Raw genomic sequence first — 13,853 nt, forward strand, 5'->3', positions numbered from 1 at the left:
GGACTACTTCCGCGTTTTTTCGTTGCTATAGTGAAAAAAACGCAAAGGAAGTGGTTACGGATGATGCAACAGGTGTTGGAACGAGCAACTGAATTGGTACAGATGAAATTAGCGGTTGTGGAGCGGTATGAAGATTGGCAACTCTGGCTCGACGAAGTAAACGGAATCGATGAATGGGTCAAGATGTCAGCGTATTATGCACCGCGCGACGTTCAAGAAACACCGGTCATCGATGAAGTGATGGAGTTAGAGAAACAGACTATGGTCATTCCACCACAAGTACCGATCGAGCCAATACGCAAGCAACGTTATGCCTATACGTTTCAGCGGGGGTTAAAAGGCGGTACTTTACTAGAATGGTCGGGCAGTCATATTTCTGAACGAGACGTCCGCGATTGGAATCTCGAGCACGGCATGGAAGTCCGGGTCCGTGTCGATCGTCAGGATGATCAAAAAACGATATGCCGTATCGAAGCCGTCGTCTCGACGGAGCGAATGAGAGAGAATCCAGAACGTGTCGTGTTTGAACAAGCAATCGTCAAGGCGCATGGAATCATTGAGGAAACGGTGAATGGTCCACTGCAAGATGAGTCGGGCAGATCGTTCTATTATGTCGTTCCGGTAGAAGACATGCGCTATTTCCGACTAGAAGCAGGTCAACTCGTCGATCTCGTCATGTGGCGGGAACGGAAGGATACACTGACGATTGCTTGGAAGCATCCGTTCACGTATGAAGAGCCGATCGTCAACGCATCATCTAACCGCCGATCAGAAGTAGAGCAACCGGTAGTGAAGGCATCTGTGACAACAAAAAAGTCAAATCGGTATGCACGAAAAATGAAACGACAACCGGTGCTGAAAGCTAAAAAAGCGCAGCGTCGCGTCCGTATGCCAAAAGAGCGAACGATTGAACCGATCGTGACGACAGCTGTACCCGGACAATTGATGGATTTCGTTGATAAGACACCGCTTGATTTCACGCGCTTCACAGGAATGCGTCTCGTCATTGTCGGAAACGAACAACAGACCGCTGTCTATCGTGAGTTCTTTGCGCCGACGGGGATCGAATTGCTTCATCTGGCAGGGGACGCACAGTCCGCGAAAAAGATTGCCTGTCTCGCCAAAAAGACGGACGCGATCGTCGTCGTAACGAGTCGCGTTTCTCATGCAGCGAGTGCACATGTCATCGCGCAGGCGAAAAAGCATGGTATTCCATTCGCGATGGAACGGCTCGACGGTCGACGCTCGTTATACACGGCGTGTGAACGACAGCTTGAGCGTGCCTGGCTCAACCAGCAACGAGACGGGAAATTATTGAAAAAAGAGTGAAACATTAGAAGAATTCGACCGTAAAGTAAGGTGAGAACTTATTTTTCAAGGAGGACCTTACTCATGTCATCTCAATTAAAAAAAGCAGCGAAGGAGTCGCTCAGCGGTCGTTGGGGATTTGCCATCCTCATGTTCGTACTTTTTTCTATCATCCAGAGCGTTCCGACGTTCATCGGACCAGATCCTAACGAAGATCTAAATGCGATGAGTGCGGTCAGTATCATTCTTTCGATTTTATTGATCCCAATTGCAGCGGGTTGGACATGGGTCGCGATGTCGTTCGCACGCAATGAAGAAGTCAAAGTAGCTGATTTGTTCGAACCGTATAAAATCTTCGGTAAAGTCATCGGCGTGTCGATTGTGCAAGCGGTCTTCTTATTCCTATGGACCTTACTCTTGATCATTCCAGGGATCATCAAGTCGTTCTCTTACTTGTTGACGTTCTACATCCTTCGAGATGAACCTTCAGTCGGTATTCTCGAGGCGATCACGCGTTCACGTCAACTCATGGATGGTCATAAAATGGAAGCATTCTTACTCTTCCTATCATTCATTGGTTGGGCATTACTTGTGATTGTTACACTTGGTCTTGCTGTCTTATGGGTTGGACCATACTTCAGCGTCACGATGGCAAAATTCTATGATCGTGTTCGTGGTGAACAGGCGCCAGAGCCAACATCAGATTTCGTCGCACCATATTAATCCCGAATCCCGACACGATGTCGGGATTTTTTTATGCGCGAAATAATTCCGATTGGAAAAGACGGTTTAATGGTTGCTTTAGTTCAGTGAATTTTGTACGATGAATGCAACACATCTTATCTAGAGAAGTCGAGGGACTGGCCCGAAGACACTTCAGCAACCCCGCCGTGGCGGAAGGTGCTACTTCCAGGAAGGGATACCTTCCGAAGATAAGAGCGGACAGGACAAGATACCGTCGCTCTTTTCGAACTTCGAAAAGAGCGTTTTTTTATGATAAGGGGGACGATGGAGTGGAGTATGGTTTTTGGTTACCGATTTTTGGGGGATGGTTACGTAACGTCGAGGATGAACAGATGCCACCGACCTTCGATTATGCGAAAAAAGTCGCACAAACAGCAGAACGAATCGGCTTCTCGACGACGTTGATTGCGGAATTGAACTTGAATGATATCAAAGGCATCAAGGAACCGAGTCTTGAGGCATGGACGACGGCAGCAGCGATTGCTGCAACGACAGAACGCCTTGAGATCATGACAGCGGTTCGTCCCGGGTTCCATAATCCAGCGACGACGGCGAAGATGGCGGCAAACATCGATCAGTTGAGTGGTGGACGCTTTACGCTCAACGTCGTCTCAGCGTGGTGGGCAGAGGAAGCGAAACAATACAACGGTATCTTCACAGCGCACGATGAACGCTATGCTCGGACGGAAGAGTTCGTCACGGTCATGAAGGGACTATGGGCAGATGCGTCACCGTATAGCTTCTCCGGTCATCACTACACGATCGAGCAAGCAGAACTCCATCCGAAGCCAGTCCAGCGTCCGGGGATCAAGCTCTACGCTGGTGGAGAGAGTGAAGCTGGAAAGCGAACGATCGTCGAACACTGTGACGCTTATGTCATGCACGGGGGCACTGTTGAAGAAGTAGCCCATAAAATCGACGATATGAAAGTACGCCGGGAAGCGACGGGACAAAAGCCGCTCGAAAGCTTCGGTCTTGCTGCCTACATCATTTGTCGGGATACTGAAGAAGAAGCACTTCTTGAATGGCAACGGATCACGGACGTCAAGGAAGACAGCGCCGGTTATGCCGGTTATCAGGATTTCATTAGTAAATCGCAACTGGAGCAACAGGTCGAGCGGAACGATTATTCTGTCTCGAACCGTGGTCTACGTCCGAATTTAATCGGGACATCAGAACAAATCGCTGAACGGATTCTAGCGTTCGAAGCCGTCGGTGTCACGTTACTTTTGTTACAATTCTCACCACAACTTGAAGAAATGGAACGCTTTGCTCGTGACGTAATGCCACTGGTCGAAGCGAAACGAAAGGTAGGTCAACAATCATGACAAAAATTCATATTCTCCACGAAAACCAAGAATGGACGGACCATCTCATCAAACGTCTCGAAGAACTCGAATTACCGTATGAACAGTGGCACTTGAATGAAGGAATCGTTCCGCTGGATGAACTGCCGCCAGAAGGCGTCTTTTACAGCCGGATGAGTGCTTCTTCGCATACGCGGGGACATCGTTACGCGCCGGAGTTGACGGAAGGGGTCCTCGCTTGGTTAGAAGAGCATGACCGGACCGTCTTTAACGGAACGCGTGCGCTCCGTCTTGAAGTCAGCAAAGTCAATCAATATACGGCGTTGCGTAAGGCTGGGATTCGTGTACCGAAGACGACGGCTGCCGTCGGACGTGATCAAATCGTGCAAGCAGCAAAAGAGATCGGTGTTTCGTCATTCATCACGAAACACAACCGTGCAGGGAAAGGTCTCGGCGTCCAGTTATTCCATTCGATTGAAGCACTTGAAGCTTATCTCGATGGTCCGACATTCGACGAACCAGTCGATGGCATCACGTTGATTCAAGAGTATATTCAAGCACCAGAACCGTACATCACGCGTTGTGAGTTCGTGGGTGGAAAGTTTGTCTACGCGGTTCGAGTCGATACGTCAGAAGGTTTTGAGCTTTGCCCAGCAGATGCATGTGTGATCGACGACTTGTTCTGCCCAGTCGGAGAAGAAGCACCGCAAACGCCGATGAAGTTCCAAATCGTTGAAGGTTTCAATGACCCGATCATCCAAAAGTATGAAGCGTTCCTCCAAGCGAACCAAATCGCGGTCGCAGGCATCGAGTTCATTAAGGATGCGTCAGGTACGATCTATACGTATGACGTCAATACGAATACGAACTATAACTCAGACGCTGAAGCAGCTGCAGGACGCTACGGCATGCTTGAACTAGCGAAGTTCCTCGGTGCAGCCCTTGAAACAAGCACAGTAAAATAAGAATCTGCTCTCGCCCTGTCACCGGACGTTACAAGACCGGATGACGGGGTATTTCTATTAAAAAAGGGGGCAGGTGTATGATTACGTGGAGAGAAGAACGACAGCTTGATATTCCGATCGAGGAAGCATGGCACTTGTTTGATCACACGCGACTGCAACGTTTGATTCCGAACGTCGTCCAGCATGAGGTGATTGAACGAAAACCGGGTGTCGTCGGTTCGACGTATCGTCAAACATACATGCAGGGTAATCGACTTGAAACCTATATCGTGACCGATTTAGCCTATACGAACGAGCCTGACTTCAAGCAAAATACGATTGGATTCACATTGGCTAAAATATTCAAGATCGAGATGACGTTTACGCTCAAACCACTCGGACCTGATCGATGTCTGTTGATTTATACAGGGAAGAACGAAGGAGCCAATTTTGTTGGAAAGAGTCTGTTGTCGCTTGGAGGAGAGCGAGAGAATGAGAAAATCGTTCATGGGCTGTTGCAACGTGTCGAAGAAGAAGCGGCGAAACAAAAGAAGAATAACGCATGAAAAAACGGATTCCTGTGCCTGGGAATCCGTTTTAGCATCTTATCGATGCGTATATGATTTGTGACCGCTCGGTAACCCAGAGAGGTAGCCGACACCACCCGTTTTTTGAATACCGATGCCGTCTTTCATCGCTTTTTCAAGCGCCTTTGGATCAACGGCGGTGATTTGTTTGTCAGTCAATGACTCACCCGGATGTTGAAAGTTACTTAGGAGGTAGCTATACTTCCCAACATGATCGAGTGAACGAAGGCCAGTTGCTTCCGCTCCGACTGGAACCGAAAGGATACGTGATAACTTTTTCGTCTTCAGGTTATAAGTCCAAACGAAATTGTTCGTGTGCAAGGAGCTGTCTTCACCGATGAAGAGCGTATCAGATGTCGCGGAGTAAGCAAGGTTATCTGGATTCGCGACGAGATCCGGATTCGCTGTGTTGCCGTAAGCATCCGGCTTCTTCAAATCTTCACCAATGACGAGTGCTTGCATATTCGTTGGTACGTAACGGCTGTCGATGCCTTTTGCACGACCAAGATCGATTTCGAATGTCGCACCCGATTCGCGTTTTTCAAGCTGGATGTCGTCTTGGACAGCACCTTCTTGTTTTTCGGTACTGCCTGACACATAAGACAAGGCGATGTAGGCTTTTTTGTCTTGCTCGTTGACCGTGATGCCTTCCATCTTGTTGAATTCTGATGTTGCGCCAAGCAACGCACCATAACGACGTGATTCAAGGAAGGCCGCTTCTTTTTCCTTACCAGGCTTGAGCTTCAAGTATTCGACTTTTTTGCTAGCAGCTGTTTTGACTGCTTTGAAGCCAGGAGTTGGCGCATCGGCTGTCTCGAAGATGTGGCTGAACTTCGTTCCTTTATCAATCAAGCGTTTGACTTCTTTATCGGAAGCATGACCGAGCTTGATCCATTCGAGATCACCAGCTCCGCCTTCCGTTGCGCGTGTTTGTTTGAACTTAGCCGCGTAAAGTGTTCCTTTTGAGAAATCGCGCTTTTTATCTGCGACATACATGAACATCATTGTGTTATTGCCGTCGTCACCAAAGATCGCGGTCTTTTGATCCGGTAGAATCTGCATCATCTCGTGCGAGAAACGACCTGTGCTGTAGTGTTTCACTGCTGTCGCTTTTCCTTTCCGGTCGACCGAGATTTCAGGCGTATACCCGTAGAAGTAAGGATTCGCTTTTTCGGTCGTTCCGAAATAGCGCTCAGCGAAGGCATTTACTTCTTTATAAGCAGCTGACGTTTTGTCTGACTCAAACGCACGAGCATCTGGTTCATATTCCTCTGACCCAAGGTGCGTTCCCCATGGTGTCGTCGAACCGTTACATGGTGTCCAGAGTCCATTGACGTTCTCAAAATCAATCTTGCTGGCTTTTTTAACGGCAAGTTTTCCTGTCTTTTTATCTTGTACGACTTCCGTTAATGTCATCGATGCTGGAAGTCCCTTGACTTCATTACCAGCATTGTCGATCGAGTCATACTCGAAGTGAGAGACCATGTATTTTTTTCCGTGCACTTCAAGCAGACTATTCGAGTCTGGTGCATCTGAGACGAAGGCTTCCGGTTTGTCCGGTACACTGCGGTCGATGATCGGATTTCCTTTAGCATCGATCGGTGTACCTGCTGCAATCATCTCGCCTTTGTTTTCGACGATTTTATCTTGCGACAGGAATAATTGATTATAGTTCAACGGCTTCACTTCCGTTTTGCCGTTCGTATAGGTGACTTTGACTTTTGCTTCTGTATAAGTTTTTACCATCTGATCGATTTTTGTAGGTGCATCCATCGACAAGAATTCGACCTTCTTGATGTTGCGTGTTGTATGAGAAGAGCTATGGGCATCCGCGAACATCGGGACCATACTTGATGACAAGACCGCTGCTGATAGACCAACCATGAGTGTTCGTTTCATTTTTGTTTCCCCCAAATGAGTTTGTGTTGTTGCTACATTTTCATTTAATCAGTCGATTATGTAGAGGGTGTAAAGAAACCTGGTCAGTTATATCTCAGTTAGTTAATGTTTCCTTTACAGTAAGGTCAGCAAACGAGCAATCTGTGGATCATCTTGAAGGTCCTTTAGTGGTCGGAAACAGACGGTTCGTAATTCCTGTTGATCAAGTGGTAGTTCGGGATCAATCCCGAGTCGAGGTGCGGAACTATTCGCGACACGCCGGACGAGAAAACATGTCTCCGTTCCTTGATTGATCGAGATGTCATAGAGTTGATGTTCGACCGTGACGTGAAGATGCGTCTCTTCTAATACTTCGCGCACGATAGCTTGTTCTTTTGTTTCACCATTCTCGACACCTCCGCCCGGTAACGTCCAAAATGTCCGGGAAGGCGTGTGTAACTCGACCATTAGGATCTGTTTGTCTTCGATCAGCGCAGCGCATACCCGATGCCGCATATCGCATTCCTCCTTTAATGTGTTCAAAAAAGAGACCGAAACGACAGTTCCGGTCTCTTTCAAAATCATTGTGCGTATAACGCTGTTAATTGCTGTTGGATCGTATCATTGTTCAAGTACTCATCGTATGTCGTTTCTTTATCGACGATACCGTTTGGCGTCAACTCGATGATCCGGTTCGCGATTGTTTCGACGAACTGATGGTCATGCGAACTGAAGAGCATTGCGCCTTTATAAGCGATCAAGCCATCGTTGAGTGCTGTGATTGATTCGAGATCCAAGTGGTTCGTTGGATCGTCGAGTACGAGGACGTTAGCACCGCTGAGCATTGCTTTTGAAAGCATACAACGGACTTTTTCGCCCCCAGATAAGACAGATGCTTTTTTCATGACTTCTTCTCCTGAGAAGAGCATCCGTCCGAGGAATCCACGGAGGAACGTATCGCTCTCGTCTGCCGGTGAATACTGACGGAGCCAATCGAGGATCGTCTTATCCGAGCCTTCGAAGAATTCCGAGTTATCTTTTGGCAAGTACGACTGCGAAGTCGTGACGCCCCATTTGAACGTACCGCTATCCGGTTCCATCTCACCCATAAGGATCTTGAAGAGAGTCGTGATTGCGATATCGCTCTGACTGATGAACGCGACTTTATCCGTCTTGTTCAACGAGAAGCGGACGTTATCAAGGACTTTGACGCCATCGATCGTCTTCGAGATGCCGTCGACCATCAAGAGGTCATTTCCGATTTCACGTTCCGGTGTGAAACCGACGAACGGATAACGGCGTGACGATGGACGAATGTCGTCGAGTGTGATTTTATCAAGCAATTTCTTCCGCGACGTCGCTTGTTTCGCTTTCGAAGCGTTTGAACTGAAACGCGCGATGAAGGCTTGAAGTTCTTTGATTTTCTCTTCTTTTTTCTTGTTTTGGTCACTTGCCATACGCGAAGCAAGCTGACTTGACTCGTACCAGAAATCGTAGTTTCCGATATAAAGTTGAATCTTACCGTAATCGAGATCCGCCATGTGCGTACAGACGTTGTTCAAGAAGTGACGGTCGTGGGAAATGACGATGACCGTGTTCTCGAATCCGATCAAGAATTCTTCGAGCCATTTGACGGCTTTCAAATCAAGTCCGTTCGTCGGCTCATCGAGTAAGAGAATGTCTGGTTTGCCGAACAACGCTTGTGCAAGCAAGACTTTGACCTTTTCCGATCCTGTCAGCTCAGCCATCGTTTTCGAGTGAAGGTCTTCCTTGATACCGAGTCCTTGAAGAAGCATTGCGGCTTCCGACTCTGCTTCCCAACCGTTCATCTCAGCGAATTCACCTTCGAGTTCAGCAGCGCGCATGCCGTCTTCGTCCGAGAAATCTTCTTTCATATAGATCGCATCTTTTTCTTTCATGACTTCATAGAGACGTTTGTGTCCCATCATGACCGTTTCGATGACTTGGAATTCTTCGTATTCGTAATGGTTCTGACGGAGAACGCCTAAACGTTCGCCTGGTGTGATGATGACATCGCCTTGTTGTGCTTCGATGTCACCAGCGAGAATTTTCAGGAATGTCGATTTACCGGCACCGTTTGCACCAATCAGACCGTAACAGTTACCTGGTGTGAACTTGATGTTGACGTCTTCGAATAATTTTCGGTCTGCAAAGCGAAGACCGACGTTTTGTACTGTAATCATATAGAGATGAACCCTCGTTTCTAGTAAGTGATGTGCTCACTCGAGTGTACCACAAATCGTGATCTGTCGTAGAGCAGGCAAAGTTCCTTCCATATTAGGACAGAAATTAAAAATAAGCAACCAGACATTTAAAAAAATGAAACATTTTCCAGATAGATACGTAGAAGAAAGTAAGGAATTCGCTAGAGGAGGGGTTAGATGGCCATCTTTTTCACGTTATTGTTTTTCGCCCTCATCGTTTTGCTTGGCATGGAACTCTATCGCTATATCCAAGAAAAGATTGATAAAGGAGATTCAGAATGAGAGAAATCAAACCGAAGAAAAAAATTCGCCCATCGATGATCATCGCTGGTGTGCTCGTACTAGCGTTGCTTGCAATAACGCCGTTCATCGTTGAACAAATCGAACCTGGACAAGTTGGTGTCGTCTATACACCATCAAGCGGTGTCAAAGATGAGACGTTATCGCAAGGTTGGCATGTCGTTTCACCGATCACACGGGTGACGGAGTATCCGATTCGGACACAGACAAAAGCGCTTGAGAACATGACACTTGCAACCAAGGATGGAAAGAACATCGTCGTTGACTTTACATACAGCTTCTCCGTCTCACCGGATAAGGTGACGAAAGTCTTCAACAAGTTCGGACCGATCGAAATCGATGAGATCGCAAAAGGTTACCTGAAACAACGTCTCTATGATGCATCGCGTGAGCAAATCTCAAAAGTCACCGTCCTTGAACTGTTCGGTGAAAAATCAGGGAATGTCTCGACGAGCATTCAGACGCAGTTTGCGGAAGACGTCAAGAATATCGGTTTCATCATCGAAGATGTCGCACTCGGTGCGCCGAAACCAGATGAAAAGACACAGGAAGCAATCGATGCGCGTGTCAAAGCGTCGCAGGAACTCGATAAAAAGAAAACGGATCTTGAAATCGCTAAAGCAGAGGCAGAACGTCTTCGCGTAGAAGCAAAAGGAGCAGCCGATGCGCGTTTGATCGAAGCTCAAGGGTTGGCAAAAGCACAAAAAGAATTACAGAAGACGTTGACGAAAGAAATGATTCAATACGAAGCTGTCAAGAAGTGGGACGGGAAATCACCACTCGTCAGTGGATCAGGGAGTATGGTTCAACTACCGATTCCTGACGGTACGACACAAGAAAAAAACTAATTGAAATATGTCTAAGATAAACCGCTTAAAGACCACAACGGTAGACGTGAAAAAAGCAGATTCTCAGCGCTGAGAATCTGCTTTTTGATTAGTGCGAAGCTTGTTCAAAACCTTGAGCGATTGCAATAATGACTTGTGTTGCTTTCACCATGTTATCCACAGAGATGAACTCGAACTTGCCATGATAGTTCTCGCCACCGGTAAAGATGTTCGGTGTCGGAAGACCCATGTATGAAAGTTGTGATCCATCCGTTCCACCACGGATCGGCTTAATGATCGGTGTGATGTCAAGCGACTCCATCGCTGCATGAGCGATATCAATGATGTGCATGTGGGGTTCGATTTTTTCGCGCATGTTGTAGTACTGATCGTGTAAATCGATTTCCACACTACCTGCGCCATACTTTTTGTTCCACTCATCGACGAGGGCAGATAAGAAGTGTTTCCGTCCTTCGAACGCCTCACGATCAAAATCACGAATGATATAGTCGAGTGTCGTTTTTTCGACAGAACCGTCAAACGAAATTAAGTGGAAGAAGCCTTCGAAACCATCCGTGAATTCAGGAGACTCTTCTCCAGGAAGACGATCGTGGAACGCCATCGCATGTTTCTGCGAATTGACCATTTTATCTTTTGCTGTTCCTGGATGGACATTCGTTCCATGGAAGACGATTTTGGCCGCAGCCGCATTAAAACTTTCGTATTCGAGTTCACCCAGCGGACCGCCGTCGACCGTATAAGCATACGTGGCATCGAATGCTTCGACATTGAAGTGATGTGGTCCACGACCGATTTCTTCGTCTGGTGTGAAGGCAACACGAATGCGACCATGCTTGATTTCTGGATGTGAAATCAGATGATGCATTGCTGTCATGATTTCTGCGATTCCAGCTTTATTATCGGCACCGAGTAATGTCGTACCATCCGTTGTCATTAAGGTATGACCAACATAGTTGTGTAGTGCCGGAAAATCAGTTGGAGACAGGATGACGGACGGTACTTCACTTAACGTGATTGGATTTCCGTCATATGCTTCCACGAGTTGCGGACGGACATTCGTACCTGTAAAGTCCGTTGCCGTATCCAGGTGAGCAAGGAAACCAATTGTCGGAATGTCTGCATCTGTATTAGCGGGTAACGTCGCCATGACATAACCATTGTCATCGACCGTGACCTCTTCCATGCCAATTGTCTTTAATTCTTCTACGAGCAAACGAGCCAGTGTCCATTGCCCTTCAGTTGTTGGAACAGTTGTACTCTCATAGTTCGACTGTGTATCGACTTTCACGTATGTAGTTAGACGATCAATCAATTCTTGTTTCAAATCAAAAACGTCCCTTCTCGTCATAAGATACCTTCATCATAGCATGAACGACTAATGTGAGAGAATTCTGAATCATGATAGACTAATAATGAAAAAGGGGGAATTCTTCATGAGAGCATTCGTAGTCGATCAGTATGGAAAAGACGCATCACTGACAGAAAAAGACGTCACACCTGAAAAAGCGGGGAAACACGAATTACGGGTTCAAATCGAGGGGTCGAGCATCAATCCACTTGATACGAAGATGTTCTTCGGACATGTGGCGGCGGCTTCGACGACTGGAATTCTCCAGGGCGATGTAACGGGGAAAGTCATTGAAATCGGCGAGGGTGTGACGTCTTTTTCTATCGGCGATCGCATCGTCGCATTCGGTGGCGGACTTGGAACACGTGCCGGTGCGCTAGCGGAAGAAATGCTTGTACCTGAACAGATGGCAGTCTTACGACCGGAAGGGGTCTCGGCTGAGGTTGCTGGTTGTTTACCGGTGATTGGGTTGACGGCGATGGAAATTTTAAAAGAGCGAATCGCGATTACCCCAGGAATCCGTGTTTATGTAGCAGGTGGAACGGGTGGAGTAGGACATCTTACCGTACAACTTGCTCGTCATTATGGATGTGACGTCACAGCGAGCGCCTCTTCTGACGAGAAGGCAGCTTGGCTAGAAGCAAAAGGGATCCGCGTTCATCGGTACAAGGAAGAATCAGCTGAAGCGTTGCTAAACCGACTGGATCTGGACGGATTCGACGTCATCATTGATACAGTGGGTGGTGACCATTTACAAGAATCGTTCATACTCGCTAAAGAACGGGGACGCATCATTTCGATCGCGACACGGACGACACAAGATTTAACGATGATGCATAGTAAAGCTTTGTCACTTGAAGCTGTGTTCGTCGCGCTTCCGTTGCTGAAAGGAAAAGTAGATGAGATGAAACAACAGCAACGTCACTTATCAGAACTCGTTCATTTAGTGGAAGAGGGTGTCCTCGAGATTCGGATTGAAGAGCAGATTCCTTATGAACGCGATGCATTAAACGATCTCTATCAACGATTTGATCAAACATCACACTTTGGTAAAGTGAGTGTATATCCAACCCCTAAAAAATGATTCTCCATTCATTTTACATTTCCTGTTAAAAATATAAAAAAATCCGCTATTGAAAAATTCGGTAGCGGATTTTTTAGATAACAGATCATTTACGGCGAACAAGAATGCTTTTTGGAGCGAGTTGTGGCATGGAAGGAGGAGTCGGGAAATCTTTCTGCTCCGGTTGCTCCCACACGACTTCGAATTTTTGACGCAACTTGTTGAATGCTTGCTCGACAGCTTTTTTCAATTGTGATGCATCAAGAGCAGGACTATCTGTCGTAATCGCAAGCAGTCCTCCACGATTCGTCAGATGAATGACTTTTTGGATCCAAAGGGCGAGATCCTGTTCCGTCCGAAACTGACGTGTCCGTGTATTGACTTGTACGGGTGGATGGAACAAGACGACGTCAAAACGAGTCTTCTTATCCGCTTGTTCGATGTAGTCGAACGCATCCTGAACTAAAATCTTCTGTTTTTCGGGAGTAAAACTGTTCAACATTAGATTATCTTTTGTCTTATTTCGACTACGTGTCGAGAAATCAACGCTTGTCGTTCGAGCAGCTTCACCATAAAGGGCAGCTACCGTTAACGTTCCTGTATCGGAAAAGAGGTTAAGTACGGTCTTTCGTTCGACGGAATCGAGAAGGATTCGGCGAAGTTCACGTTGGGCAATGTCAAAACCAGTCCGCATACCAGCATCCAAGTCATATTCATACAACACGCCATATTCTTGTGCGACTTCAGGAAAATCGCCTCGTTCGCCCTTCAAAAAGTCGTCGCCTTTGACCGGTTGAAGATCGACGAGGAAGTCTCGTTTTTCATAGATGCTTCTATAATTCAGTAGTGATTCAAGAGCTTCAAGAATCAGTGGGCGGAATGTATAGATGCCTTCATTTTCGAATGTAATGAGGTAATGATGATCATAACAGTCAATCGTCAAACCACCAATACCATCTCCTGCACCGTTAAAGATACGGAAGGCTTCTGAATACTCTTCAAAAAATTCATTTCGTTTGTCTAAAGCTTTTTCAAAAAGTTGTTTGAAGAAGGCGACATCAATCGCTTCTTGCTCGTCCATTGAGAGAGTCCAACCGACACCTTTTTCCTGCTTGCCAAAATAACCGGTCGCGAGGTATTCTTTATGTTCTGTCATCAGATGAAGCAGTCCGCCTGCCTCTTTGACATGGTGCAAAGCTTCGAACATTTCCTTGCGTAAGGCGGGATACCCGCTTCGAATCGATTCAATCCATTTTGGTTTGACGACAATCGGATAAAGTTCACGAGACATGTTAGTTTCC

12 protein-coding genes and 1 riboswitch are annotated in these 13,853 nt (G+C 46.8%); of the genes, 7 read left to right on the forward strand and 5 right to left on the reverse strand.

Going from position 1 to position 13,853, the window contains the following annotated elements; all coding sequences use genetic code 11:
- Positions 1–60 precede the first annotated feature (60 nt).
- From B3G15_RS07545 to B3G15_RS07565, 5 genes are all read left to right on the forward strand, one after another.
- The gene (locus B3G15_RS07545; protein ID WP_290719569.1) at positions 61–1,329 is read left to right on the forward strand and encodes a DUF2325 domain-containing protein; all 1,269 of its coding nucleotides are present in this window, start codon (positions 61–63) and stop codon (positions 1,327–1,329) included.
- A 63-nt stretch (positions 1,330–1,392) separates the two neighbouring features.
- Entirely contained in the window at positions 1,393–2,031 is a 639-nt protein-coding gene (locus tag B3G15_RS07550) for a DUF975 family protein (RefSeq protein WP_050678780.1), read from the forward strand.
- A gap of 113 nt (positions 2,032–2,144) precedes the next feature.
- A riboswitch (SAM riboswitch) is annotated at positions 2,145–2,247 on the forward strand.
- A gap of 74 nt (positions 2,248–2,321) precedes the next feature.
- Positions 2,322–3,380, forward strand: coding sequence for an LLM class flavin-dependent oxidoreductase (locus B3G15_RS07555; protein WP_290719573.1), 1,059 nt, complete (start codon positions 2,322–2,324; stop codon positions 3,378–3,380).
- Positions 3,377–4,324, forward strand: a complete 948-nt coding sequence (locus B3G15_RS07560) for an ATP-grasp domain-containing protein (protein ID WP_214858850.1) — start codon at positions 3,377–3,379, stop codon at positions 4,322–4,324. Before B3G15_RS07555 ends, B3G15_RS07560 begins: the two co-directional genes overlap by 4 nt.
- Before the next feature lie 77 nt (positions 4,325–4,401).
- Entirely contained in the window at positions 4,402–4,869 is a 468-nt protein-coding gene (locus tag B3G15_RS07565; RefSeq protein WP_029342963.1) for a hypothetical protein, read from the forward strand.
- Positions 4,870–4,908: 39 nt separating this feature from the next.
- On the opposite strand, the gene B3G15_RS07570 is transcribed toward B3G15_RS07565, so the two are convergent.
- From B3G15_RS07570 to B3G15_RS07580, 3 genes are all read right to left on the reverse strand, one after another.
- On the reverse strand, positions 4,909–6,789 hold the full coding sequence (locus B3G15_RS07570) for a PhoX family protein (protein WP_290719577.1): 1,881 nt from the start codon (positions 6,787–6,789) through the stop codon (positions 4,909–4,911).
- A gap of 114 nt (positions 6,790–6,903) precedes the next feature.
- Entirely contained in the window at positions 6,904–7,284 is a 381-nt protein-coding gene (locus tag B3G15_RS07575; RefSeq protein ID WP_290719580.1) for an NUDIX domain-containing protein, read from the reverse strand.
- A gap of 65 nt (positions 7,285–7,349) precedes the next feature.
- Positions 7,350–8,972, reverse strand: coding sequence for an ABC-F family ATP-binding cassette domain-containing protein (locus B3G15_RS07580; protein ID WP_023469778.1), 1,623 nt, complete (start codon positions 8,970–8,972; stop codon positions 7,350–7,352).
- A 299-nt stretch (positions 8,973–9,271) separates the two neighbouring features.
- Here B3G15_RS07580 and B3G15_RS07585 point away from each other — a divergent pair, with 299 nt between their 5' ends.
- Positions 9,272–10,141 carry a prohibitin family protein gene (locus tag B3G15_RS07585; protein ID WP_290719584.1) on the forward strand — a complete coding sequence of 290 codons (870 nt, stop codon included), beginning with the start codon at positions 9,272–9,274 and terminating at the stop codon, positions 10,139–10,141.
- Between the two features lie 88 nt (positions 10,142–10,229).
- Here the strand turns inward: B3G15_RS07585 and pepT are convergent, their stop codons facing one another.
- Complete coding sequence (gene pepT / locus B3G15_RS07590; protein WP_290719587.1) at positions 10,230–11,465, reverse strand: peptidase T; 1,236 nt, start codon at positions 11,463–11,465, stop codon at positions 10,230–10,232.
- Positions 11,466–11,574: 109 nt separating this feature from the next.
- Between pepT and B3G15_RS07595 the strand changes: the two genes are divergently transcribed.
- Positions 11,575–12,573, forward strand: a complete 999-nt coding sequence (locus B3G15_RS07595) for a zinc-binding dehydrogenase (RefSeq protein ID WP_290719589.1) — start codon at positions 11,575–11,577, stop codon at positions 12,571–12,573.
- A gap of 85 nt (positions 12,574–12,658) precedes the next feature.
- Here B3G15_RS07595 and B3G15_RS07600 read toward each other — a convergent pair whose 3' ends face one another.
- The gene (locus B3G15_RS07600) at positions 12,659–13,843 is read right to left on the reverse strand and encodes a class I SAM-dependent rRNA methyltransferase (RefSeq protein ID WP_214861129.1); all 1,185 of its coding nucleotides are present in this window, start codon (positions 13,841–13,843) and stop codon (positions 12,659–12,661) included.
- Positions 13,844–13,853 lie beyond the last annotated feature (10 nt).

Source organism: Exiguobacterium sp. UBA1053, assembly GCF_002316465.1.
GTDB lineage: Bacteria > Bacillota > Bacilli > Exiguobacteriales > Exiguobacteriaceae > Exiguobacterium_A > Exiguobacterium_A abrahamii.